Annotated in this window: 16 protein-coding genes; 6 read left to right on the top strand and 10 right to left on the bottom strand. The window is 72.0% G+C overall.

Annotation, left to right across the window (positions count from 1 at the left end):
* Positions 1-276 precede the first annotated feature (276 nt).
* Together ACIRVH_RS10990 and ACIRVH_RS10985 are read left to right on the top strand one after the other, a co-directional pair.
* A complete protein-coding gene (locus ACIRVH_RS10990; protein ID WP_403950767.1) occupies positions 277-1,449 on the top strand; it encodes a TOMM precursor leader peptide-binding protein in 1,173 nt (390 codons plus the stop codon).
* Between the two features lie 43 nt (positions 1,450-1,492).
* Positions 1,493-2,863 carry an ABC1 kinase family protein gene (locus ACIRVH_RS10985; RefSeq protein ID WP_403950764.1) on the top strand — a complete coding sequence of 457 codons (1,371 nt, stop codon included), beginning with the start codon at positions 1,493-1,495 and terminating at the stop codon, positions 2,861-2,863.
* A gap of 91 nt (positions 2,864-2,954) precedes the next feature.
* Here ACIRVH_RS10985 and ACIRVH_RS10980 read toward each other — a convergent pair whose 3' ends face one another.
* From ACIRVH_RS10980 to ACIRVH_RS10960, 5 genes are all read right to left on the bottom strand, one after another.
* Complete coding sequence (locus ACIRVH_RS10980; protein WP_403950762.1) at positions 2,955-3,167, bottom strand: hypothetical protein; 213 nt, start codon at positions 3,165-3,167, stop codon at positions 2,955-2,957.
* 137 nt (positions 3,168-3,304) lie between these two features.
* Positions 3,305-3,628, bottom strand: a complete 324-nt coding sequence (locus ACIRVH_RS10975) for a hypothetical protein (RefSeq protein WP_403950759.1) — start codon at positions 3,626-3,628, stop codon at positions 3,305-3,307.
* Positions 3,625-3,993 carry a WhiB family transcriptional regulator gene (locus ACIRVH_RS10970; protein WP_023546912.1) on the bottom strand — a complete coding sequence of 123 codons (369 nt, stop codon included), beginning with the start codon at positions 3,991-3,993 and terminating at the stop codon, positions 3,625-3,627. Before ACIRVH_RS10970 ends, ACIRVH_RS10975 begins: the two co-directional genes overlap by 4 nt.
* A gap of 174 nt (positions 3,994-4,167) precedes the next feature.
* The gene (locus ACIRVH_RS10965; RefSeq protein ID WP_403950756.1) at positions 4,168-4,488 is read right to left on the bottom strand and encodes a hypothetical protein; all 321 of its coding nucleotides are present in this window, start codon (positions 4,486-4,488) and stop codon (positions 4,168-4,170) included.
* A gap of 164 nt (positions 4,489-4,652) precedes the next feature.
* Entirely contained in the window at positions 4,653-6,935 is a 2,283-nt protein-coding gene (locus tag ACIRVH_RS10960; protein WP_403950753.1) for an ATP-dependent DNA helicase UvrD2, read from the bottom strand.
* A 98-nt stretch (positions 6,936-7,033) separates the two neighbouring features.
* Between ACIRVH_RS10960 and ACIRVH_RS10955 the strand changes: the two genes are divergently transcribed.
* Positions 7,034-7,276, top strand: a complete 243-nt coding sequence (locus ACIRVH_RS10955; RefSeq protein ID WP_403950750.1) for a mycoredoxin — start codon at positions 7,034-7,036, stop codon at positions 7,274-7,276.
* Positions 7,277-7,376: 100 nt separating this feature from the next.
* Here ACIRVH_RS10955 and nudC read toward each other — a convergent pair whose 3' ends face one another.
* The 5 genes from nudC to ACIRVH_RS10930 form a co-directional block, all read right to left on the bottom strand.
* The gene (gene nudC, locus ACIRVH_RS10950; protein WP_403950747.1) at positions 7,377-8,321 is read right to left on the bottom strand and encodes an NAD(+) diphosphatase; all 945 of its coding nucleotides are present in this window, start codon (positions 8,319-8,321) and stop codon (positions 7,377-7,379) included.
* 154 nt (positions 8,322-8,475) lie between these two features.
* A complete protein-coding gene (locus ACIRVH_RS10945) occupies positions 8,476-9,879 on the bottom strand; it encodes a dipeptidase (RefSeq protein ID WP_403950745.1) in 1,404 nt (467 codons plus the stop codon).
* An 81-nt stretch (positions 9,880-9,960) separates the two neighbouring features.
* Positions 9,961-13,500 (bottom strand): UvrD-helicase domain-containing protein, encoded by a 3,540-nt coding sequence (locus ACIRVH_RS10940; RefSeq protein WP_403950742.1) that lies wholly within the window; start codon positions 13,498-13,500, stop codon positions 9,961-9,963.
* A 115-nt stretch (positions 13,501-13,615) separates the two neighbouring features.
* Positions 13,616-17,161: an ATP-dependent helicase gene (locus ACIRVH_RS10935; RefSeq protein WP_403950739.1), complete on the bottom strand. Its 3,546-nt coding sequence runs from the start codon at positions 17,159-17,161 to the stop codon at positions 13,616-13,618.
* A 266-nt stretch (positions 17,162-17,427) separates the two neighbouring features.
* Complete coding sequence (locus tag ACIRVH_RS10930) at positions 17,428-17,814, bottom strand: MGMT family protein (RefSeq protein ID WP_403950736.1); 387 nt, start codon at positions 17,812-17,814, stop codon at positions 17,428-17,430.
* Between the two features lie 186 nt (positions 17,815-18,000).
* On the opposite strand from ACIRVH_RS10930, the gene ACIRVH_RS10925 reads away from it, so the two are divergent.
* The 3 genes from ACIRVH_RS10925 to ACIRVH_RS10915 all read left to right on the top strand — a co-directional run bounded on the left by ACIRVH_RS10925 (position 18,001) and on the right by ACIRVH_RS10915 (position 24,221).
* A complete protein-coding gene (locus ACIRVH_RS10925; RefSeq protein WP_403950733.1) occupies positions 18,001-20,868 on the top strand; it encodes a lysylphosphatidylglycerol synthase domain-containing protein in 2,868 nt (955 codons plus the stop codon).
* A 99-nt stretch (positions 20,869-20,967) separates the two neighbouring features.
* The gene (locus ACIRVH_RS10920) at positions 20,968-22,512 is read left to right on the top strand and encodes an alpha/beta hydrolase (RefSeq protein WP_403950730.1); all 1,545 of its coding nucleotides are present in this window, start codon (positions 20,968-20,970) and stop codon (positions 22,510-22,512) included.
* Positions 22,513-22,664: 152 nt separating this feature from the next.
* Positions 22,665-24,221 (top strand): alpha/beta hydrolase, encoded by a 1,557-nt coding sequence (locus ACIRVH_RS10915; RefSeq protein ID WP_403950727.1) that lies wholly within the window; start codon positions 22,665-22,667, stop codon positions 24,219-24,221.
* Positions 24,222-24,475 lie beyond the last annotated feature (254 nt).

The raw sequence follows: 24,475 nt of genomic DNA, 5'->3' as shown, positions 1-24,475 counted from the left end.
GCACCGAAGTCCCGGCTCCGGAACGGTTCGATGCCGATGCCCCACCATGCGTTTGATTTGTACGACCGATATGCCCGACTGGTACACCCCATTCGTACGACGATCATCCCCCGCCTGTGGACAACGCCCGCCTCCCGTCAGCCCGACCCGGCATGCTGGCAGGCGTCGACGGAGCATGACCGGCTTCACCGACAACACGGATGTCCACGAATGTCATGGACACCCATGGACTCAAGGAATATTTCAGGGCAATTCACGGGATACGGGGGACCTGTCATGCATCCGATGGTGAAACCCGCGCTGCGGCGCGGCTGGCGCGACCTCAACACCGTGCAGTTCGGCATGACCCCGGCGCACGCGATGACACTGGCACCGATGGACACGGCCACGGGCAGCTTCCTGGAACTGCTCAACGGCACCCGCGCCCTCCCCCTGCTGCGCGAGGAGGGCCGGCACATGGACCTGCAGGACGGCCACGTCGACGCACTCCTCGACCGGCTGGCCCGGGCCGGCCTGCTCGACGACACGCGCGGCGGCGGACCCGCCGCGGACACCCTGCGCGAGAAGACGGACGTCCTGGAGCGACTCCGCCCCGACCTCGCCTCCCTCTCCCTGACCACCCCCGAACCCGGCGGCGCCCTCGGCCGGCTCGCGACCCGCCGCTCCCTACGGGTGCAGGTACGAGGCGCGGGGCGGGTCGGCGCCGTACTGGCCTCGGTACTGTCCGGGGCCGGCGTCGGCGAGGTCGACGTGCGCGACGTGGGACGCGTGGAACCGTGGGACGTGGCCCCGGGCGGGCTGCCCGCCGACTCCCTTCGCGAGCGCCGGGCCGAGGCGGCACGGGCAGCCGTCCGCCGCGCCGCCCCCGACCGCCCACCACGCCGCACCCGCTCCACCCGCTCCACCCGCTGCGGCACGGAGGATCCCGGACTCTCCCTGGTGATCCTCGCCCCCAGGGACGACGTCGCCGTGCACACACCGGACCCGTTCACAGCCGAACCCCTCTTGACCTCGGGAACACCCCACCTGTACGCAGGCGTCGTGGAAGGCACCGGGATCGTCGGACCGCTCGTCCTGCCCGGCGAGACCAGCTGCGCCGGCTGTCTGCACCAGGACCGGACGGACCGGGACCCCGCCTGGCCCCGCCTGGTCGCCCAGTGGCGCTCCGGAAAGGCCCGCCGCGTGGGCGCCTGCGACCTGGCACTCGCCACCACGGTCGCCGGGCTGGCCGCCGCCCACGCCCTCGCCTTCCTCGACGGGGCAGCACCGTCCAGCACGGGGGCCCGCTGGGAGACCTCCCTGCCCGGTCTGAACTGGCATTCCCGACCGGTGCGGCCGCACCCGGCATGCGGGTGCGGGGCCGCGGAGAGAGGAAATGGGGAGCTCTCCTCAACCGACGGGGAGCCGCGCGCGACAATGGCGGTGCAACGGCCGTCGACGGAGCGATGACGCGAGGCAGGCGCGGCGCGGCCGACTGGGACTTGGAGGGCGCATGTCTGATCTTCCCCGGAAGGCGGTCACCCGGACCGCCAAGCTCGCCGCGCTCCCGCTCGGCTTCGCAGGCCGGGCGACCTGGGGGCTGGGCAAGCGGATCGTGGGCGAGTCCGCGGAGATCGTCGGCCGGGAGCTGCAACAGCGCACCGCGGAGCAGCTGTTCAAAGTCCTCGGCGAGCTGAAGGGCGGAGCCATGAAGTTCGGGCAGGCCCTGTCCGTCTTCGAGTCCGCCCTGCCGGAGGAGGTCGCCGGCCCCTACCGCGCGGCACTGACCAAGCTCCAGGACGCGGCGCCCCCGATGCCGACCCGCACGGTGCACGCGGTGCTCGAGGAGCGGCTGGGAGAGGACTGGCGAGAGCTGTTCCTGGAGTTCGAGGACAAGCCGGCGGCCGCGGCCTCCATCGGGCAGGTGCACCGGGCGGTGTGGCGCGACGGCCGTGAGGTGGCGGTCAAGGTGCAGTACCCGGGCGCGGGCGAGGCCCTGCTGTCCGACCTGAGTCAACTGAGCCGTTTCGCCCGGCTGTTGGGTCCGCTCATCCCCGGCATGGACATCAAGCCGCTGATCGCGGAGATGCGGGACCGCGTCTCCGAGGAACTGGACTACGCGCTGGAGGCCCAGGCCCAGGACGCCCACGCGCAGGAGTTCGCGGACGACCCGGACGTGGTGGTTCCGGCCGTGGTGCACCAGTGCGAGCAGATCCTGGTCACGGAGTGGATCGACGGGATCCCGCTGTCGGAGATCATCACGGACGGCACCGAGGAGCAGCGCGACCGCGCCGGCCAGCTCCTGGCCCGCTTCCTCTTCTCCGGACCGGCCCGCACCGGCCTGCTGCACGCCGATCCGCATCCCGGCAACTTCCGTCTGCTGCCCGGCGGCCCGGACGGCGACGACGACTGGCGTCTGGGCGTCCTGGACTTCGGCACGGTCGACCGGCTCTCGGGCGGCCTGCCGGCACCGATCGGCATCTCGCTGCGGATGACTTTGGACGACGAGGCGGAAACCGTCTACGAGCAGTTGTGCGCGGAGGGGTTCGTCAAGGAATCCATAGAGCTGGACCCCGACGCGGTCCTCGACTACCTGCTGCCGATCATCGAGCCGGCCCGGGTCGAGGCGTTCACCTTCACCCGCTCATGGATGCGCAGCCAGGCCGCCCGCATCGCCGACCCCCGTTCTCCCGCCTACCAGCTGGGCAAGCAGCTCAACCTGCCACCGGCCTATCTGCTGATACACCGGGTGACGCTGAGCACCATCGGCGTGCTCTGCCAACTGGGCGCCACGGTACGACTGCGGGACGAACTGGAGGAGTGGCTGCCCGGGTTCGTACTCGAGGACGAACCGATGGAGGAGGAACCGGCCGCGGAGGCGTGACCGGGGCTGCCGGGCTGCCACGGTGCCGGTGAGGGGTGGGGAGGGGGAGGGGGAGGGGGTGGGGAGGGGGGAGGGCCCCGGAGAAGCGTTCTCACCACCAGGACGAGTCCAGCCGCCCCTCGATCGCCCGCAGGTTCTCCCGGGAGCAGACGTCGCAGAAGTACTGACGGATGCCGTTCTCCACGGAGCAGGTCCAGGTGGTCGGCTGGGGGCCGCCGGCGGGGGTGCCGCAGCGGGCGCACACGAGGGGGCGTGGCTCCGTGGTGGAGCCGCCCTGATCACTTCCTCGGGGAGGACTCGTCACCTGGCGACGATAACTCGCCGGCCGGTGGATCGCCGTGCACAACGCACCGCGGGGGCCGGTCCGTTCGGTCGGACCGGCCCCCGCGGGGAAGGCTTCGCCTCCCTGGGCCGGGAGGCCACCGCTTCAGGTGTGCTGGGTTACTGCATGACGGCCATGGCGAGCGCACGGCGGGCGCGCAGCGAGGCGCGTTCCGCCCGGCGCTGCATCCGTCGGGCGGTCATCAGGCGCAGGGCCTGACGTTCCCGCGCGGCGTCGTGCAGGCGCTCGTGCATATGCGCACGGGCCAGGGCTTCTGGGATGAGTTGCATCTCTCGGGTCCTGTTCTGACGCGAGCCGGTCGCGCCGTTCATCGTGAAGTCTGGGGTCGCGGAGCCGGTGGGCTCGCTGGTGGACGGCTTCATCGGGGCCTGCTTCTTGGGGTCGTGCGTGAGGGGGCGATCGATCGTTCCTGCGGTGTTCATGCCGTGACCGGGTTCTTGCGCGGGCGGCCACGGGGCCGCTTGCGGGCGACGACAACGCCCTGGACGAACAGCTCGCCACCCCAGACGCCCCAGGGCTCACGCCGCTCCTTGGCGCCGGCGAGGCAGGCCTCGATCAGCGGGCAGGTGCGGCAGAGGGACTTGGCGTACTCGACGTCGGCCGGCGACTCGGCGAAGAAGACCTCCGGGTCGTAGGAGCGGCAGGGGACGGGTACGCCGAGGTTCTCGATGGCGTCGTCGAGCGCGGTGAGCGCAGTGAGGGGGGTCAAGGTGGAGTCCTCCGTGAGGCCGGGCGGGGGGATCGTTTGTGAAGGCGGTACGGACGGGGCGTGCGCTTCGAGTTGCACGGTTGGTCTTCCTCGTCTGGTCGTTCCGGCCGGTTGACCGGGTGTCGGCTTGGTACCGGGTTCTTTCCTTGTCCCGAGGCCCCTTCGCTCTGTCGTCCCCGTTCGGGGCAAACAGAAGGGCCGCGGATCCCGGGTGGGGTTCCGCGGCCCTGAAGGCGCCGGCCTGATCGGCGATCAGGCTGGATCACTCCAGGGTTCTGGCCCACGGAAGGCCCACATCAGGTGGTGCTGCGTCGTCTGCTTCCGGAATCCGGCACCGGCTGCCGCAAAGGCATAGGCATGCGCCCGTGCCACTACCGCTTCCAGTGCCTTGGTCGGTCGCTCATTGCGCTCACGGATGGGAAGACCCGCGAGAGACAGAGAGGACGCCGGACGGTCGGCACGGATGCCGGACAGACCGGTGCCCTGGTTCGAGGCGCCGAGCATGCACGTGGAGACGGTCGAGCGATCGGTCAGTTTGGCCGTGCTGATGGAGCTGGTGTTGATGCTGATCACTGGACTCGCCTCCTCTCGGCGTCTTGGGGACTGGGGTGAGCCAGTCCGTTCGGATATGCAAGTACAACACGGGATCAGGGCCTTCGAGAAGGCCGCCGTTCCCGTGCCTAGAACCTATGGGGATTGCTGGGGCATGCGCAAACTATTTTTTCGACGAGTTCGTATCAGTCGTCCTCGTCGCCTTCTCCACCTTCTTGACCTGCGCAGATGGCCAGAACTTCGGTTCCGTAGCGCTGTAGCTTGCGGCTGAGGACGCCGGGGATGCGGGACAGCTCGGCCGGGCTGTCGGGCCGTGCCTCGGCGATGGCCATCAGGGTCCGGTCGGTGAAGACGCAGAAGTCGGGCTGGCCGCTGCTCCGGGCCTCGACGGCGCGCCAGGCGCGCAGCCGCTCGTAGAGGCCTTCGTCCATGTCGGAGGGGCAGTCCTCGCAGCGCATCAGTTTCATCTCGCCGGCGTCGGTGAGGGTGCGGCCACAGACGCGGCAGCGGGCCGGGGTGCGCTGGGTGCGGCGCGGGACGGCCGGGATCTCGGTGAGGGTGCCGCGTTCGATGCTTCCGGTGGCTCCCGTGCCGGTGCGGCCGACGGTGGCGGTGGAGCCGGGGCGCAGGCCGTCGAGGAAGTGGCTGGGCCTGCGGTTGGGGCGGCCGCCGGGTGAGCGGGACAGGGACCAGGAGAGGTGGAGCCGTTCTCTGGCGCGGGTCACGCCGACGTAGAGGAGGCGGCGTTCTTCTTCGATCTGTTCGTCCGTCTTGGCGTAGGTGATCGGCACCATGCCCTCGGCGATGCCGACCAGGAAGACGACGTCCCATTCCAGGCCCTTGGCCGCGTGCAGGGAGGCCAGGGTGACGCCCTGGACGGTGGGGGCGTGCTGGGCGTTCGCCCGCTCGTCGAGTTCCGCCACGAAGTCGCCGAGGGTGGCCTTGGGGTGGGCTGCGGCGAAGTCGTGGGCGAGGTTGACGAGGGCGGCGAGTGATTCCCAGCGTTCTCTGGCGGCGCCGGAGCCGGCGGGGGGTTCGCTGGTCCAGCCTTCTCCGGAGAGGACGGCGCGTACCTGGGAGGGCAGGTCGACGGCGTCGTCGAGCAGGGAGTCGTTGCCGCCGAAGCGGGCTGCGCCGCGCAGGGCGACGCCTGCCTTGCGCACCTCGGGGCGGTCGAAGAAGCGTTCGGCGCCGCGGAGCTGGTAAGGGACTCCGGCGTCGGCGAGGGCCTGTTCGTAGGTTTCGGACTGGGAGTTGGTGCGGAACAGGATGGCGATCTCGGCGGCGGGGATGCCTGCGTCGATGAGTTCGCGGATGCGGCGGGCGGCGCCTTCGGCCTCGGCGGGCTCGTCGGTGTACTCGGTGTAGACGGGGTCGGGGCCCGAGGCGCGTTGGGAGACGAGTTCCAGCCGGTTGTCTGCGGCGCGGCCGCTGGCCTGGGCGAGCAGTCCGTTGGCGAGGTGGACGACCTGGGGGGTGGAGCGGTAGTCGCGGACAAGCTTGACGACGGTGGCGCCGGGGTGGCGGGCGCGGAAGTCGAGGAGGTGGTCGGGTGTTGCGCCCGTGAACGAGTAGATCGTCTGGCTGGCGTCGCCGACGACGCACAGGCTGTCGCGCTTGCCGAGCCAGAGGTCCAGGAGTCGCTGCTGGAGGGGGCTGACGTCCTGGTATTCGTCGACGACGAAGTGCTGGTACTGGGCGCGGATCTGTTCGGCGATGTCGTGTCGGTCCTGGAGGATGGCGACGGTGAGCAGCAGGACGTCTTCGAAGTCGATGACCGCGCGGTCGCGTTTGAGGTCTTCGTAGGCCGCGTAGAGGTGGGAGATCTCGGCGGGGTCGCGTGGGGTTTCGCGGCCGGCCTTTGCTGCCGCGTACGGGTAGTCGGCGGGGACGGTCTGGGTGACCTTGGACCATTCGATCTCGGCGGTGGCGTCTCGCAGCTCGCCGCGGTCGAGGCGGAGCTTGCAGGCGGCGGCCGCGTCGGCGACGAGTTGGATCTTGCGGTCGACGAGCCGGGGCATGGAGCCACCGATCGCTTTCGGCCAGAAGTACTGGAGCTGGCGCAGCGCGGCGGAGTGGAAGGTGCGGGCCTGGACGCCGTGGGCGCCGAGCTGGCGGAGGCGGCCGCGCATCTCGCCTGCGGCGCGGTTGGTGAAGGTGACGGCGAGCACGCTGGAGGGCTGGAGGATCCCGGCGCGGACCCCGTAGGCGATGCGGTGGGTGATCGCCCGGGTCTTGCCCGTGCCCGCTCCGGCCAGGACGCACACCGGGCCGTGCAGGGCGGTGGCCACCTCGCGCTGCTCGGGGTCGAGCCCTTCGAGCACCGCGTCGGCCGAGTCCGGTGTCCGCGGGAAGAGGGTGGAGTGCGTTGCTGCTGTCACACGGCAATGCTGCCAGGTCGTCCGGGACTGCTGTGCCGGTTGTCCACAGGCGGGCCCTTGCGGTCGTACTAATGCGGCAGGTGTCACAGCCGGGGCCGGATACCCCGGGCGGGAATGCCGCCCCCGGTCCCTTACGTTGTGCTCCTGGACGACCTTCCCCGAGCTGCCTGAGGAGCGCGAGAGATATGCAGGGCACTGTGACGATGTACAGCACGACTTGGTGCGGCTACTGCCAGCGGCTGAAGAAGCAGCTGGACCGAGAGGGCATCGGCTACACCGAGATCAACATCGAGCAGGACCCTGCGTCCGCCGCTTTCGTGGAGAAGGCGAATGGCGGAAACCAGACGGTCCCGACTGTGCTCTTCGCCGACGGTTCCACGCTGACGAACCCGTCGCTGGCGCAGGTGAAGCAGAAGCTCGCCGCGTAACAGGCCGGTCCGGGCCTGTGGGAAAGGCGGCTCCCGAGGCTGTGGTGCCTCGGGAGCCGCCTTTTTGTGTCCTGTCCCACACGAGCGCGTGCCCGTGGCCTCAGATGAAGCTCCTCGTCGGCAGCGGCTTGCCGTACCACATCTCGATCAGGCGGGCGGCGATGGAGATGCCGTACGGGGGCAGCACCTCTCCCGACTCGAAGGCCGCGTGCAGTTCCTCGCGGGAGAACCAGCGGGCCTCGTGGATCTCGTCGCCGTCGACGTCGATGTCGGTGGAGGTGGCGCGGGCCATGAAGCCGAGCATGAGGCTGGACGGGAAGGGCCAGGGCTGGCTGGCCACGTACTCGACCTGGCCGACGGTGACACCGACCTCCTCGAAGACCTCGCGGCGTACCGAGTGCTCGATGGACTCGCCGGGCTCGACGAAACCGGCGAGCGTGGAGAAGCGGCCCTCGGGCCAGTGGACCTGGCGGCCGAGCAGGATCCGGTCCTCCTCGTCGGTGACGGCCATGATCACGGCGGGGTCGGTGCGCGGGTAGTGCTCGGCGCCGCAGGCCTGGCAGCGGCGGATGTGGCCGGCCGCGGCGATGACCGTGCGCTCGCCGCAGCGGGAGCAGAAGCGGTGGGTGCGCTGCCAGTTCTCCAGGCCGACCGCGTGCACCATGAGGCCCGCTTCCCGCGGTGACAGCAGGAGTCCGGCCTCGCGCAGGCCCGCCGGGCGGGCGGACTGGTCGATGCGGCCGGGCAGTGCGTCCTTCTGGAGGGCGAAGTAGCTGACGCCGTCCTCGTCGATGCCGAGGAAGTAGCGGTGGGCCTCGGTGAGGGGTGCCTCGAAGGAGGGGGTCATGACGAGTTCGGTCCGGCCGTCGGGCGTCTCGTCGATGAGTACCTGGCCGCCGGAGACCACGAAGCAGCGGGTGGTGGGGTGGCTCCATGCCGCTGCGAGCCAGGCCTCGTCGAGCCGGTGGTGGGCGGCGCGGTCGATGCCGCTCGGGGCGGTCAGCGAGATGGGCCGGTCGGCGGTGTCGTCGGTCCAGGTGGTCACGGTGCTTCCAACTCCCCCAGTGGAAAGGTTCGTTTCGGCGGGCGGTTTCGGGCGGGCGTGGGCCGGGAGGGCACCGGGGCGGGCTCGGGCTGGCGTGCGGGCGGTCCCTCCAGTGTGCCCCGCGCGCGATGCGGTCCCGTACGGCGCCTGTCGGTCAGGGTGCGTGACGCCAGTTCTCGGCGAGGTCGCCCCACAGGTAGGCGCTGGTTTCGACGCCCTTGAGGAGGAGGTCGAGTTCGACCTTCTCGTTGGGGGCGTGCCAGCCGTCGGAGGGGACGGAGATGCCCAGGAAGAGGACGGGGGCGCCGAGGACCTCCTGGAGGTCGGCGGCGGGTCCGGAGCCGCCCTCGCGGGTGTAGCGGACCGGGCTCTGGAAGGCGCGGCCCATGGCGCGGACCACGGACTGCAGCGCGGGGTGGTCGAGCGGGGTCAGGCACGGGCGCGTGGCGGGGCCGAAGCTGATCTCGAGCCTGATCCCGGCGGGTACCTGCTCGGCGACCCAGGCGCGGACGGCCTTCTCGATGTGGTCGGGGTCCTGGCCGGCGACCAGGCGGAAGGACAGCTTCACCAAGGCCGAGGAGGGGATGATCGTCTTGCTGCCGGGGCCCTGGTAGCCGCCGCCGATGCCGTTGACCTCGACGGTCGGGCGGGCCCAGATGCGCTCCAGGGTGGTGTGTCCGGCCTCGCCGTGGGTGGCGTACGACTTGGCGGTGCGCAGCCACTGCTCCTCGTCGAACGGCAGCTCGGCGAAGAGTTCGCGTTCGCGGTCGGTCAGCTCGGCTATGCCGTCGTAGAAGCCGGGGACGGCCACGCGCGCGTGCTCGTCGTGCAGGGCGGCCACCAGGCGGGCGGCGGCGGTGGCCGGGTTGGGGACGGCGCCGCCGAAGGAACCGGAGTGGATGTCCTGGTCGGGGCCGTACAGCCGGATCTCGCACTCGGCGAGGCCGCGCATGCCGGTGCAGACGGTCGGGGTGTCCTCGGACCACATGCCGGTGTCGGAGACGATCACGGCGTCGGCGGCGAGCCGGTCGGCGCGCTCCTCGACGAGGGCCCGGAAGTGCTCGGAGCCGGACTCCTCCTCGCCCTCGATCAGCAGCTTGAGGTTGACCGCGGGGGCGGTGCGGCCGGTGGCGGCGAGGTGGGCGCGGACGCCGAGTGTGTGGAAGAACACCTGGCCCTTGTCGTCGGCAGCCCCGCGCGCGTAGAGGCGGTTGTCCCGGATGACGGGCTCGAAGGGCTCGCTGTCCCAGCCGTCCTCGCGGGCGGCGGGCTGGACGTCGTGGTGGCCGTAGACGAGGACGGTGGGCGCCTGCGGGCCGCCCGAGGGCCATTCGGCGAAGACGGCCGGGGCGCCGGGGGTGGGCCAGACCTCCGCGGTCGGGAAGCCGGTCTCCTGGAGCTTGGCGGCGAGCCAGTCGGCGCTGTCCCGTACGTCGGGCGCGTGGTCGGGCTGGGCCGACACGGAGGGGATGCGCAGCCATGCGGCGAGGTCGTCGAGGAAGGCGGTGCGCTGCTGCTCGATGAACGTACGGACGGCGCTGTCCGGGGTCTGGCTCATGCTCACGAGCCTATCGGCCCGCACGGACATCCTCGGCGGGCTGTTCGTCACACTCGGGATCCCTTACGTGGCTCTTGCATGTCACTCGGTTGGGTCACCGGTGAGCAGCCGTTCCAGGGCGGCCCGGTCGGGCAGGTTCGCGGGGCGTACGACCTCGCCGCTGCGCACGTACAGGAAGGCGGCCGTGACCGACTCGGGCGGCAGGCCCTGCTGCTCGGCCCAGGCCAGCCGGTAGACGGCGAGCTGGAGGGGGTCGGCGCTGCGGGTGCGGCTGGTCTTCCAGTCGACGATCTCGTAGGTCGCCGCGTCGCCGTCGCCGGTGCGGTAGACGGCGTCGATGCGGCCGCGTACGACGCGGCCGGCGAGGGTGAGCTGGAAGGGGGCCTCGGTCCGGTACGGGGTGCGGTGGGCGTATTCGGTGCGTTCGAAGGCGTCCTTGAGGGCTTCGAGGTCGCGTTCGTCGGCGATCTCGGCCTCGCTGCCGGGCAGCTCGTCCGGCTCCAGCATGGGCAGTGTCAGTTCCTCGAAGCGTGCCTCGACCCAGGCATGGAAGCGGGTGCCCCGGCGGGCGGCGGGTTGCGGGGGGCGCGGCATGGGGCGCGCGAGTTCCTGTGCGAGCCCGTCCGGGTCCTCCGCGAGAAGCAGCAGCTGGGATGCGGTCAGAGTGGCCGGCAGGGGGACGTCCGTGACGGTCTGCCGGGCGCGCAGCAGCTCGCCGGTGAGCGCGTCGAGGTCGCGGTCCCAGGAGGCGATGGCGCGGGCTTCCTCGGGGGTGAAGCGTGTGCGGTGCGCGGGCTCGGTGGCGTGGGTGCGCTCGGCGGCACGTTCGCCGGCCCGGGTGGGCTCGGCCGGGGCGGGCGCCTGGTGGGGGACGGTCGGCCGCTGGCCGGTCCAGGAGTCCCAGTCGGCGGGCTCCTCCGGGGACGTGACGCCCTCGTCGTACGGCGTCTCCCCGGCGAAGGGGTCCTCGTCGTACGGGAACGCTTCGGCGTACGGGTCCTCGTCGTCCGCCGGGGCGGGCCAGTCGGGGTCTTCTTCGTCCGGCGGTGCGGGCCAGTCCGGGTCGTCGAAGGCGGCGGGGTCGTGGGTGGCGGGCGGTTGGCCGTCCTGCCTGGCGGCCAGGGTGTCCAGGTGGGTGAGGACGGTTTCGGCGGCCGCGCGGCGGCGGGCCAGGGCCGCGTCGTCCAGGGGCAGGGGCCACACCTGGTCGGCGGTGGCGGTGTGCAGGGCCGGGTTCTCCTCGTCCTCGGCGGGCTCGTCGGCCCATGCCTCGATCTCGCCGTACCCGGCGGCGCAGTGGTCGTGGAGGGCCTGGAGGAAGTCGGAGGGTCCGCGTGGCTTCTTCTGGCTGGGACCCCACCAGTGGCCGGAGCCGAGGAGGAGGGAGCGGGGGCGGGTGAAGGTGACGTAGCCGAGGCGGAGTTCCTCGGTGTGCTGGTGGTCCTTCATGGCCTCGTGGAAGGCCTTCATGCCCCGGGAGTCCCAGGAGTCGACGTCGGGCAGGGTGTCGGTGTCGCCGCGCAGGGCGTGCGGCAGCACCTTGGCCTGCGCGGTCCACTTCTCGCGGCCCTGGGCGCTGGGGAAGGTGCCGTGGACCAGTCCGGGGACGGCGACGACGTCCCACTCCAGGCCCTTGGACTTGTGCGCGGTGAGCACCTTGACGGTGTTCTCGCCGCCGGGCAGGGCGTTGTCGAGGCCCTTCTCGTACTGGGCGGCGGTGCGCAGGAAGCCGAGGAAGGCGAGCAGGGTGGCCTCGCCGTCGCCGGCCGCGAAGGAGGCCGCGATGTCCAGGAAGTTGGACAGGGTCTCGCGGCGGCGGGCGGCGAGGGCGTGCGGGGACGCCGACAGCTCCACTTCCAGGCCGGTGACGGCGAGGACGCGGTGCAGGACGTCCATCAGCGGGTCGGACAGGGAGCGGCGCAGGTCGCGCAGTTCGGCGGCGAGGCGGGCGAAGCGCACCCGCGCGTCCGGGGAGAACGGCAGCCCGTCGTCGTCCCCTTCGCGGTCGTCGAGAGGTGCCTCCAGGAAGGTGTCCAGGGCGTCCGCGAGCGATATCACCTCGGACGGGTCGACGCCTTCGACGGCCTCGGCGAGTCTGCGGTCGGGGTCGTCGGTGTCGTCCACGCGCGCGTGGGCGACGAGCAGGCGGGCGCGGCGGCCGAGGAGGGCGAGGTCGCGGGGGCCGATGCGCCAGCGCGGGCCGGTCAGCAGGCGGACCAGGGAGGCGTTGGCTCCGGGGTCCTGGAGGACTTCGCAGACGGCGACGAGGTCCGCGATCTCGGGCAGGTGCAGCAGGCCGGAGAGGCCGACGACCTCCACGGGGATGTCGCGGGCGACGAGGGCGCCCTGGATCTCGGCGAAGTCGGTGGCGGTGCGGCACAGTACGGCGATCTCGCCGGGGGCCTTGTCGGTGCGTACGAGGTGGGCGATGGAGTCGGCGATCCAGTCGATCTCCTCCGCGTGGGTGGGCAGCAGGGCGCAGCGGACCGTGCCGTCATGTTCGGCGCCGGGGGCCGGGCGGAGGGCCTCGACGCCCGCGTGCATGGCGCGCAGCGGTTCGGCGAGGCCGTTGGCGAGGTCGAGGAGGCGTCCGCCGCTGCGGCGGTTCTCGCTGAGCGCCTGGCGGGTGGCGGCGCTGCCGTCGGCGTGGGCGAAGTGCTCGGGGAAGTCGTCCAGGTTGGCCACGGAGGCGCCGCGCCAGCCGTAGATGGCCTGGCAGGGGTCGCCGACGGCGGTCACCGGGTGGCCCGTGCCGCCGCCGAACAGGCCCGACAGCAGGACGCGCTGGGCCACGGAGGTGTCCTGGTACTCGTCCAGGAGCACCACACGGAACTCCTCGCGCAGCAGCCGGCCCACCTCGGGGACGCCGGCGAGGCGGGCGGACAGGGCGATCTGGTCGCCGAAGTCGAGCAGGTCGCGTTCGCGCTTGGCGGCCCGGTAGCGCACGACGAGGTCGGCGAGTTCCCGGCGGGCGGTCGCGGTGTCGGGGACCTTGCGCAGATCGGCGTTGGTGAGCTTGGCGCCCTCCAGGGTGCGCAGCAGTCCGGCGTCCCAGGTACGCAGTTCGTCGGGGGCGACGAGGTGTTCGGCCAGCTCGGAGTCGAGGGTGAGCAGGTCGCTGACGAGGTCGGCGAAGGAGCGGGTCAGCGCCGGGTAGGGCCCGGGGGCTTCGCGCAGCACGCGCGCGGCGAGCTGGTAGCGGGTGGCGTCGGCCAGCAGCCGGGAGGTCGGCTCGAGGCCGATGCGCAGGCCGTGGTCGGTCAGCAGACGGCCGGCGAAGGCGTGGTACGTCGAGATGACCGGTTCGCCGGGCGGATCGTCCGGGTCGATGACGTCGGGGTCCGTGACGCCGGCCTTGATCAGTGCCTTGCGGACGCGCTCGGCGAGCTCGCCCGCGGCCTTGTTGGTGAAGGTCAGGCCGAGGACCTGTTCGGGGGCGACCTGGCCGGTGCCGACCAGCCAGACCACGCGGGCCGCCATCACGGTGGTCTTGCCCGACCCGGCTCCGGCCACGATCACCTGCGGTGCGGGCGGCGCGGTGATGCAGGCCGTCTGCTCCGGGGTGAACGGGATGCCGAGGAGCTCCTTGAGCTGCTCGGGGTCGGTGATACGGGCGGGCATGTCGTCAGAGGCTAGCGGCGGGCACTGACATCCGGGGACGGATCGACCGCTCGGGGAGGAAGAAAAGCAGGTCAGCGCCTGTGGTGCCGTACGTCACCCTCGCCCCTGGCGCCGGTCACTCGACCACGTGCCGCCCCTCGGGCCGGGCGCTGCAGGAGGCACGGAACGCACAGTGCGTGCAGTGCTGGCCGGCGGTCGGGGTGAACTGCTCGTCGAGGACCTTCCCTGCGGCGGTGGCCAGCAGCTCGCCGACCCACTCCCCCGCCAGCGGCTCCTGTGCCTGCACCTTGGGCAGGCTCTCGCCGCCGTCCCGCTTGGCCGCGCCCTGCCTGAGGTGCACCAGTTCCGCGCCGCCGGGCTCCGGGCGTACGCCGTCGAAGGCGTTGTCCACGGCGCCCTCACGGACGGCGAGCTGGTAGACGGCGAGCTGCGGATGGCGGGCCACCTCGGCAGCACTGGGTGCCTGTTTGCCGGTCTTGAAGTCCACGACGTAGGCGCGGCCCTCGCCGTCCGCCTCGACACGGTCCATCTGGCCACGGATGCGGACCTGGTAGTCGCCCGCTTCGAGGGTGACGTCGAAGTCCTGCTCACTCGTCACCGGGGTGCGGCCGGTGCGGTCCAGTACATGCCAGTTCAGGAAGCGTTCGAGCGCCGCGCGCGCGTTGCCCTTCTCCTGCGCCGACTTCCAGGGCGCGTCGAAGGCGAGCGCGTTCCACACCGACTCCAGGCGTTCCATGAGCACGTCGAGGTCGGCGGGGGTGCGGCCGGAGGCGACCTCGTCGGCGAGGACGTGGACGACGTTGCCGAAACCCTGGGCGGCGGTGGCGGGCGCGTCGGCCTTCACCTCGCGGCCCAGGAACCACTGCAGGGCGCACGTGTTGGCGAGCTGGTCGAGGGCGCTGCCGGACAGCACGACAGGCTGGTCGTGGTGGCGCAGCGGCACCTTGCTCTCGGTCGGCTCGAACATGCCCCACCAGCGGTAGGGATGCGCGGACGGCACCAAGGGGCGGCCGTCCTCGTCGGCGAGCGCGGCGAGCCTCGCCAGACGGCGGGCGGCGGCCTCCCGCAGGGCCGCGGAGGCGCGCGGGTCGACGGTGGTCGCGCGCAGCTCGGCGACGAGCGCGGCCACGGCGAGCGGGCGGCGCGGGCGGCCGGTGACGTCCCGGGGTTCGACACCCAGCTCGGTCAGGAACCGGGAGGGCTGGTCGCCGTCGTCGGCCGGTGCCTTGACGGCGGTGACGACCAGACGGTCACGCGCGCGCGTGGCGGCCACGTAGAACAGACGGCGCTCCTCGGCGAGCAACGCGCCCGGGGTGAGGGGTTCGGCGAGTCCGTCGCGGCCGATGCGGTCGGCCTCCAGGAGAGAGCCGCGGCGGCGCAGATCGGGCCACAGTCCCTCCTGGACGCCGGCGACGACCACCAGCCGCCATTCCAGGCCCTTGGCGCGGTGGGCGGTCATCAGGCGTACGGCGTCGGGGCGCACGGCACGGCGGGTGAGGGTGTCGGCGGCGATGTCCTCGGCGTCGATCTCCTCCAGGAAGTTCAGGGCGCCGCGTCCTCCGGTGCGCTCCTCCGCGCGCGCGGCGGTCGCGAACAGGGCGCACACGGCGTCCAGGTCGCGGTCCGCGTTACGGCCCGCCGCGCCGCCGCGCCGGGCGGCCCGCTCCAGACGCGTGGGCCAGGGCGTGCCCTCCCACAGGTCCCACAGCGCCTCCTCGGCCGTACCGCCGCCCGCGAGGCGTTCACGGGCCTTGCGGAGCAGCGCACCGAGGCGCTGCGCCCCCCGCGCGTACGCCGGGTCGTGCGTCACCAGGCGCTCGGGTTCGGCGAGCGCCCGCGCGAGCAGCTCGTCCGAGGGCGGCGGCAGCGGGTTCCCGGCGACCCGCTCCTCCTCGCGCAGGGCACGCCCGAGTCGACGCAGATCAGCGGTGTCCATGCCGGCGAGCGGGGAGGCGAGCAGGGTGAGGGCGGTCTCGGCGTCGAGCCAGTACGCGTCGGCGGCCGGCTCGGCGGCGGGCGCACGGGGGCCGACTTCGGCAGAGCTGTCCGCGTCGGCCTCGGCGAGTGCATCGGTGTCGGCGTGGGCAGCGCCGTACCCATCGGCCTCGGCAAGCGCATCCCTGGCGACGTCGACAGTGCTGCCGACATCGACAGCGCCATCCACGTCAGCCTCGGCAAGCACAACGCTGCCGACGCCGGCAGCGCCGTCCATGTCGGCCTCCGTCCCCTCTGCCTCTCCGCGCGCCTCCTCAGCGGGGCGCCGCGCGGCCTCTGCCGTGGCCACCGCTCTGAGTGCCGTCAGCAGGGGGGCGACCGCCGGCTCGTGGCGCAGGGGCAGGTCGTCGCCGTCGATGTCCAGGGGGACGCCGGCCGCGGTGAGGGCGCGGCGGAGTGTGGGGATGGTGCGGGAGCCGGCGCGTACGAGGACGGCCATGTCGCTCCAGGGGACGCCGTCCTCCAGGTGCGCGCGGCGCAGGATGTCGGCGATGTTGTCCTGTTCCGTACCTGCCGTCGGGTACGTGTAGACCTCGACGCGGCCGCCGTCCTGCACGGCCGCCGGCTCGCGGTGGGCGCGTACCTTCTCGGCGGGCAGCCGGGGCAGCGGCATGCGCTGGGTGATCAGGCGGGTCGCGGCCAGCAGGGCGGCGCCGGAGCGGCGGGAGGTGCGCAGCACCTCGACGGGGGCCGGGCGGCCGTCCGCGTGGGGGAAGGCCGCCGGGAAGTCCAGGATGCCGTTCACGTCGGCGCCCCGGAACGTGTAGATCGACTGGTCGGGGTCGCCGAAGGCGACCAGCGTGCGTCCGCCGCCGGCCAGGGCCTGCAGGAGCCGTACCTGGGCGGGGTCGGTGTCCTGGTACTCGTCGACGTACACGGCGTCGTACCGGGCGGCGAGCCGTGCCGCGACCTCGGGGCGGTGGGCGAGCAGCACCGCGCGGTGGACCAGTTCGGCGTAGTCGATGACGCCCTGCAGGTCGAGGACGTCGAGGTACTCGGCGAGGAAGGCGGCGGCCGCGCGCCAGTCGGGGCGGCCGATGCGGCGGGCGAAGGCGTCCAGTGCGCCGGGGCCGAGGCCCAGCTCGCGGCTGCGGGCGAGGACGGCACGGACCTCGTCGGCGAAACCGCGCGTGGTCAGGCAGGCGCGCAGCTCGTCCGGCCAGCTCACGTGGTCGAGGCCGAGCCGCTCCAGCTCGGGCTGCCCGGCCAGCAGCTCGCGCACGGCGACGTCCTGCTCGGGGCCGGAGAGCAGGCGCAGCGGCTCCATGAACAGGCCGCTGTCCTGGTGGGCTCGGACCAGGGCGTAGCAGTACGAGTGGAAGGTGGTCGCCCGGGGTGCGCGGGCCGCGCCGATGCGCAGGGCCATGCGGTCGCGCAGGTCGACGGCGGCCTTGCGGCTGAACGTCAGCACCAGGATCCGTTCCGGGTCCCCGCCACGGGCGATTCGTGCGGCCACGGACTCCACCAGGGTGGTGGTCTTGCCGGTGCCCGGACCTGCGAGAACGAGGAGTGGTCCGGTCCTGCGGTCAACCACGGCGCGCTGTGCCGCGTCAAGACGAGGGGGATCCACTTCGGCAGGCGGGGTACGGACCAGTCGGTAAGCGCCACGGCTCCCCTGCCGCACCGGGGGGTGCGGCAGGCGCCTGATGGAGGATGAGGAGCTCACGTGGTTCGCCGGTCCTGGTGGTTGTGCTGGTGGGCGGGCGGTCACGCGTGCGAGGCGGTGGCCGCGGGGTGAGGGGGACACGTGCAGCCGACGCTACGCCGCCGCCTCGGACAGAAGCAGGGCTTCCGCTTCTTCCCTCGCGGCTCTCGTGGCCCTCGTGTCACGTGGGTCCCTCACCACACGAACGTACGTCATGCCACGGGCGTCCCCCGTGTCCCTCATACGGGCCACAGGTTCCCCTCAGGGGCATCCGATGGCGGAAGCTGTCAGGTGTGACCCTCCGCGACCGTGCCGCCGTCCCATCGCGCGCGTCTCATGTCGAGCCGCGGCAGATGGCCCTCGGTGCTCCTGCCCGCCGCCTTCAGCGGCGTGCCCTCCGCGCGGTAGTGATCGAGGGCACTCAGTTCGTGGCCGGGAAGCAGCGCCCCGTCGGCGCGCACCACGCGCCACCAGGGGACGGCTCCCCCGTAGAGGGCCATGACCCGGCCGACCTGGCGCGGGCCGCCCTCCTCGAGCCACTCGGCGACATCGCCGTACGTCATGACCCGGCCCGGCGGAATGCGCTCGGCGACCTCCAGGACCCGCTCGGCGTACTCCGGCAACGCGTCCGCGTACCCCTCTCGGGTGTCCTCGGCAGGGCTCTGCTCGCTCATTCGCCCCATCCTGCCGCACCCCACCGACAACGCGGCACGGAAGTCCGGGACCGGGCCCCTCGCCCTCGGGCGGCGCTTCCGGCAGACTGTCCGACCGCCCATCCGCACCCTGATGCCCGCGTGTGCCGGTGGGGCATGCCACCATCGTGCGGGCAGTGACCGGTGATACGAGACCAAGAAGAGACCATGATGCAGCAGGGCGTGCACCCCGAAGGCGCGGAGGGCACCCCTGACGCTTCCGCGCGTCCCAAGACCGCCCGCTCCGGCCAGGTCGACACCGGCGCCACGGGCCCGGACGACACCGGTTCTCCGCGTACTCCGAGCGAGGACGTGCGCACGGACGACGGTGCGCGCGACGACGGCACGCGTGCGCGTGGCGACGTCACCGGGGCGGCCGGGGGGGCACACGTCCCCGCGAGCCCGCGCTCCGACGAGGGCCCGGGCTCCGGTGCCGAGGATCCTCATCCGGAGGAGGTCGAGGGCGACGAACCGCTGCTCCCCGCGCGCGTGCACCGCCCCTCCGACCTCATGCGCTTTCTGGTGGGCGTGGGCGCCATCGTCGTGCTGCTCGCGATCGCCGCGTTCGCGCACGGCACCACCTCGGGCCTCGAACAGGACATCAACAAGGGCACCGGGCAGGCCCCGGACCTGCTGATCAAGATCGCCGGACTCGCGTCCAGCATCGCGATCCTCCTGGTGCCGGTCGCCTTCGCGATCGAGCGGCTGATCAAACGGGACGGGCTGCGGATCGCCGACGGCGTCCTGGCGGCCGTCCTCGCACACGGAGTGACCCTCGCCACCGACCTGTGGGTCGCCCGAGCCGCCCCGGGCTCCATCCAGGAGGCGCTGACCCAGCCCTCACCGGGCGACATCCACGCCCTGACCGACCCGGTGCACGGCTATCTCGCACCCGTCATCGCCTATATGACGGCCGTCGGCATGTCCCGCAGACCCAGATGGCGCGCGGTGCTGTGGATCGTGCTGCTGCTCGACGCGTTCTCGATGCTGGTCACCGGCTACACGACCCCGTTCTCGATCATCCTGACGGTGCTGATCGGCTGGACCGTCGCCTACGGCACGCTGTACGCGGTCGGCTCGCCCAATGTCCGCCCCACCGGCCGGACCTTGATGGCTGGCCTCAGGCACGTCGGCTTCCACCCCGTCAGCGCGGCTCGCGAGGAGTCCGTGGAGACGGAGAACGGCGACCGCGGACGGCGCTACTTCGTCACCCTGGAGGACGGCCCGCCGCTGGACGTCACGGTCGTCGACCGGGAGCAGCAGGCCCAGGGCTTCTTCTACCGTGCCTGGCGCAATCTGACCCTGCGCGGCTTCGCCACCCGCTCCAGCCTCCAGTCGCTGCGCCAGGCGCTGGAGCAGGAGGCACTGCTCGCGTACGCGGCGATCGCGGCGGGCGCCAACGCGCCCAAGCTGATCGCCACCTCGGAACTCGGCCCGGACGCGGTGATCCTCGTCTACGAGCACACCGGCGGACGCACGCTGGACTCGCTGCCGGACGAGGAGATCACCGACGAGCTGCTGCGCCACACCTGGCACCAGGTGCAGGCCCTGCAGTCCCGGCGCATCGCGCACCGCAGGCTGGCCGGTGACGCGATACTGGTGGATCGTTCCGGCAAGGTGATCCTCGCGGAGCTGCGCGGCGGCGAGATCGCGGCCGGCGATCTGCTGCTGCGCATGGACGTCGCGCAGCTGGTCACCACCCTCGGTCTGCGGGTGGGCGCCGAGCGGGCCGTGGCCTCGGCCGTCGGGGTGCTCGGCCCGGACGCGGTCGCCGACTGCCTGCCGATGCTGCAGCCCATCGCACTGACGCGCTCCACGCGCGCGACGCTGCGCAAGCTGGCCCGCGAGCGGGCCCAGCGTGAGCGCGAGGCGGTGCTGGAGGCATCCCGGCAGGCCAAGCAGGCCCGGCTGGCGGAGGCCTCCGAGACGGCCGGACCCGTGCTCGAAAAGCGCGACAAGAAGACGGTCCGGGCCGAGCAGCGGGCCGAGAAGCGGGCCCTGGACGAGGCACTCGACGAGGCCCGCGAGGAGGATCTGCTCACGCAGATCCGCCACGAGGTGCTGCTGATCAGGCCGCAGGCCCCCGTGGAGCCGGCCCGTCTGGAGCGGGTGCGGCCACGCACGCTGATCAGCTTCATCGCCGGTGCCATCGGTGCGTACTTCCTGCTGACCCAGCTCACCCACATCGAGTTCGGCCCGCTGATCGCCAACGCCCAGTGGGGCTGGGTGATCGCCGCGGTGCTGTTCTCCGCGCTCAGTTACGTGGCCGCCGCGATGGCCCTGCTGGGGTTCGTGCCGGAGCGGGTGCCGTTCCTGAGGACGGCGGCAGCCCAGGTCGCCGGGTCCTTCGTGAAGATCGTCGCGCCTGCGGCGGTCGGCGGTGTCGCCCTGAACACGCGCTTCCTGCAGCGCCAGGGCGTGCGCCCGGGGCTCGCGGTGGCGAGCGTCGGCGCTTCGCAGCTGTTCGGGCTCGGCTGCCACATCCTGATGCTGCTGTCCTTCGGCTACCTGACCGGTACCGAGAAGACGCCGTCGCTGTCTCCGTCCCGGACGGTCATCGCGGGGCTGCTGACCGTGGCGGTACTGGTGCTCGTGGTGACCTCGGTGCCGTTCCTGCGGAAATTCGTCGTCACACGCGTACGGTCGCTGTTCGCCGGTGTCGTGCCGCGCATGCTCGACGTGCTCCAGCGGCCGCAGAAGCTGGTCACCGGCATCGGCGGCATGCTGCTGCTGACCTTCTGCTTCGTGATGTGCCTGGACGCCTCCATCCGGGCCTTCGGCGACAACTCGGCCTCGCTGAGCATCGCCAGTGTCGCCGTGGTCTTCCTCGCCGGAAACGCGCTCGGTTCCGCGGCGCCCACCCCGGGCGGCGTCGGCGCGGTCGAGGCGAGCCTGACGCTCGGCCTGATCGCCGTCGGCCTCCCCAAGGAGGTCGCCGCACCGGCCGTCCTGCTGTTCCGGCTGCTGACGCTGTGGCTGCCGGTGCTGCCCGGCTGGCTCGCCTTCAACCAGCTCACGCGCAAGGGTGCCCTGTAGGAGCGGCGTCGCGGAACAGGCCTGCGCAGCAGGCCAGGGGCGTACCTCGTACGGCTCGCGTCCCGCGCGCCGCGGCCTGCGCGCGCGCAGGATGGATGTATGGCGAACCCCTTCCGGCTGCGTGCCGCCGCTCTGACCACCAGCGCCGTGGTGCTGGCCGCTCTGCTGGCCGGATGCAGCGAGGGTGCCAAGGACGGGGACCTGCCGGCTCAGAAGCTGGACTGGAAGGACTGCCCGGTGCCGTCCGAGGCGGAGGGCGGCGGCACCCCTCCGTCCCCGCTGCCCAGCGGCGCCAAGTGGCAGTGCGCCACCATGAAGGCACCCCGGGACTGGAGCGACCCCAAGGGCGGCACCATCGACATCGCCCTGATCCGCGCCAAGGCCACCGGCGACCCGAGCCGGCGGATCGGCTCGCTCGTGTTCAACTTCGGCGGCCCCGGCGGCAGCGGCGTCACCACGCTGCCCGCCTTCGGCGCGGACTACGCCGCCCTGAACACCCGCTACGACCTGGTGAGCTTCGACCCGCGCGGGGTCGGCCGCAGCGCGCCCGTGGAGTGCAAGAACGACGCCCAGCTCGACGATTTCTTCCAGCAGGACGCGACCCCCGACGACAGCGCCGAGCGCGCCCAGCTGCTGGACCGCACCAGACAGTTCAACTCGGCCTGCGAGAAGAACTCCAAGACGATCCTGCCGCATGTGCGCACCACCGACGCGGCCCGCGACATGGACCTGATGCGCCAGGTCCTCGGCGACGACAAGCTGCACTACTTCGGCATCTCCTACGGCACCGAACTCGGCGGCGTCTACGCCCATCTGTTCCCGAAGAACGTCGGCCGGGCGGTCTTCGACGGGGTCGTCGACCCCACCCTGAACCCCGAGCAGAGCGCGCTCGGACAGGCCAGGGGCTTCCAGCTCGCGCTCGACAACTTCGCCGAGGACTGCACCTCGAAGACGACCGAGTGCCCCATCGGCGACACCCCGCAGGAGGTCAAGGACCGCATCGCCAAACTGCTGGCGGACCTGGAGAAGAAGCCGATCCCCGGCATCTTCCCGCGGCAGCTGACCCAGACCGCGGCGACCAACGGCATCGCGCAGTCCCTGTACTCCAAGGACTTCTGGGAGTACCTCACCGAGGGGCTCGAGCAGGCCTACGAGGGCGACGGCAAGATCCTGATGCTGCTGTCCGACTCGATGAACGGGCGCAGCGAGAACGGCGAGTACAGCAACATCACCGCGGCCAACATCGCCATCAACTGCGCCGACGAGAAGCCGCGGTACACCGCGGACCACGTCCAGGGGGCGGTGCCCGAGTTCCGTGCCGCCTCCCCGGTGTTCGGGGACTACCTGGCCTGGGGCATGGTCAGCTGCACCGACTGGGCCGTGCCCGGGGCCGCCGACCACCCCGACGTCAGCGCGCCGGGCTCGGCGCCCATCCTCGTCGTCGGCAACACCGGCGACCCCGCCACCCCGTACGAGGGCGCGAAGAATATGGTGGACGCGCTCGGCAAGGGCGTCGGCGTCGAGCTGACGTACAAGGGCCAAGGGCACGGGGCGTACGACAGCAAGAACAAGTGCGTGCAGAGCGCGGTGAACGACTACCTGCTGGACGGGAAGGTGCCGAAGGCCGGCACGGTCTGCTCCTAGAATCCGGGAATCCCTGAACAAACCTCCGATCACCCTTACAAAGTCGCAGGTCAAAGGGTTATCCACAGGCTGGCGCGGGCTGATCGCGCTCCGCCTACCATGGCCTGAACGCCCGCCGCGGCACGACGCGGAGGGCCTGCGAGGGGGTGCGCATGTCTCGATTCCTGCGGTGGACGGCCGTCGCGGCCGCAGCGCTGCTGGTGGCCGGATGCGGCGGCTCGTCGGACGGGGGCCATGACGAGGGCAAGGGGACCGGCTCGGCCGGGGAGACCGGCCAGGCTCACGCATCGGCGCCACCGGCCACGGTGGACCTCCCTGCCTCGCTCACCTCGCAGCACCTCGACTGGCGTCGCTGCAAGGCCACCGGGGACTCGGGCGCACCGAGCGACGAATGGCGGTGCGGCACGCTCAAAGTCCCGCTGGACTGGTCGAAGCCGGGCGGCAGAACGATCGACCTCGCCCTTATCCGCGCGAAGGCGACCGGAAGCAACCGGATCGGCTCGCTGCTGTTCAACTTCGGCGGCCCCGGCGGCTCGGGCGTGTCGGTCATGCCGTACTACGGGGCCACCGTCTCCAAGCTCCGCGAGCACTACGACCTGGTGAGCTGGGACCCGCGCGGGGTCGGCGCCAGCGAGGGCATCCGCTGCCGCGACGACCGGGACATCGAGGCGGCGGAGGGCGTGGACATCACCCCGGACACCCCGGCGGAGGAGAAGGCGTACCTGCAGGACGCCACCGCCTTCGGCGAGGGATGCCAGAAGGCCGCCGGCCCGCTGATGGCGCACGTCTCGACGACCGACACCGCACGCGACATGGACCTGATGCGGCAGGTGCTCGGCGACCGGACGATGCACTACTTCGGCATCTCCTACGGCACCGAACTGGGCGGGGTGTACGCCCACTTGTTCCCGAAGCGGGTCGGCAGACTGATCCTCGACGCGGTGGTCGACCCGACCGCGGACGCGGTGGGCCACGCCGAGAACCAGGCCCGTGGCTTCCAACGGGCCCTGGACGACTACCTGAAGTCCACCGGCCAGGACCCGAAGCAGGGTTCCCGGAAGATCGTGGACCTGCTCCGGCGGCTCGACGCGAAACCGCTGCCCACGTCGTCCGGGCGGAAGCTGAACCAGACGCTCGCGGTCACCGGCATCATCGTGCCGCTCTACAGCGAGGCCGGGTGGCCCCGGCTGACCAGCGCTCTCAAGACGGCCGAGCAGGGCGACGGTTCGCAGTTGCTGGCGCTCGCGGACGACTACAACGAGCGGGACGCCTCGGGGCACTACGGCACGAGGGGCCACGCCCAACGGGTCATATCGTGCCTGGACGACAGGCAGCGGCCGACGCTCGCGCAGACGAAGAGGCTGCTGCCGGAGTTCGAGCGGATCTCGCCCGTCTTCGGGGACTTCCTGGGCTGGGACACGGCCGGCTGGTGCCACGACTGGCCGGTGCCGGGCCAGTACGACACCCCCGAGGTCGGTGCGCCGGGTGCGGCACCGATCCTGCTGGTCGGCAACACCGGGGACCCGGCGACGCCGTACGAGGGTGCCCGCAGGATGGCCGACGAACTGGGCAAGGGCGTCGGCGTTGAGCTCACCTGGAAGGGCGAGGGGCACGGGGCGTACGGCAACGGGAGCGGCTGCGTCGACTCGGCGGTGAACGCCTACCTGCTCGACGGGACGGTGCCCAAGGACGGCACGGTCTGCTCATGACGACGGCCGGCACCCTGCCGATGGCCCGCGTTCCGGGCCAGAAACGCAGCAGGGCACGGCAGTTGAGGAATCAATTACAACAACTAGCCCATAAGTGGACATCCTACCCAGGAGTCGCTACGGTCGGACTGTAGGCGCCACAGTTGCCGTCGTCGCAGCCGGCAAGCGGATCGACAGGCGTCGGAAGCCGGAACGCACCGGCCACCATGACACTCCGCGCCTCCCCGAGCGCAGCACACCCGGCCTCACGCACC

This window comes from Streptomyces sp. NPDC101165 (assembly GCF_044768135.1).
In the GTDB taxonomy this organism is placed as follows: Bacteria; Actinomycetota; Actinomycetes; order Streptomycetales; family Streptomycetaceae; genus Streptomyces.
This window is presented reverse-complemented; position numbering and strand designations above follow the sequence as displayed.

Bases quoted from the DNA above. Each gene is read 5' to 3' on its own strand.
- ACIRVH_RS10945 (WP_403950745.1), bottom strand. From the start codon at position 9,879: ATGAGCCAGACCCCGGACAGCGCCGTCCGTACGTTCATCGAGCAGCAG.
- ACIRVH_RS10955 (WP_403950750.1), top strand. From the start codon at position 7,034: ATGCAGGGCACTGTGACGATGTACAGCACGACTTGGTGCGGCTACTGC.
- ACIRVH_RS10990 (WP_403950767.1), top strand. From the start codon at position 277: ATGCATCCGATGGTGAAACCCGCGCTGCGGCGCGGCTGGCGCGACCTC.
- ACIRVH_RS10985 (WP_403950764.1), top strand. From the start codon at position 1,493: ATGTCTGATCTTCCCCGGAAGGCGGTCACCCGGACCGCCAAGCTCGCC.
- ACIRVH_RS10925 (WP_403950733.1), top strand. From the start codon at position 18,001: ATGATGCAGCAGGGCGTGCACCCCGAAGGCGCGGAGGGCACCCCTGAC.
- ACIRVH_RS10930 (WP_403950736.1), bottom strand. From the start codon at position 17,814: ATGAGCGAGCAGAGCCCTGCCGAGGACACCCGAGAGGGGTACGCGGAC.
- ACIRVH_RS10940 (WP_403950742.1), bottom strand. From the start codon at position 13,500: ATGCCCGCCCGTATCACCGACCCCGAGCAGCTCAAGGAGCTCCTCGGC.
- ACIRVH_RS10915 (WP_403950727.1), top strand. From the start codon at position 22,665: ATGTCTCGATTCCTGCGGTGGACGGCCGTCGCGGCCGCAGCGCTGCTG.
- ACIRVH_RS10975 (WP_403950759.1), bottom strand. From the start codon at position 3,628: ATGAACACCGCAGGAACGATCGATCGCCCCCTCACGCACGACCCCAAG.
- ACIRVH_RS10920 (WP_403950730.1), top strand. From the start codon at position 20,968: ATGGCGAACCCCTTCCGGCTGCGTGCCGCCGCTCTGACCACCAGCGCC.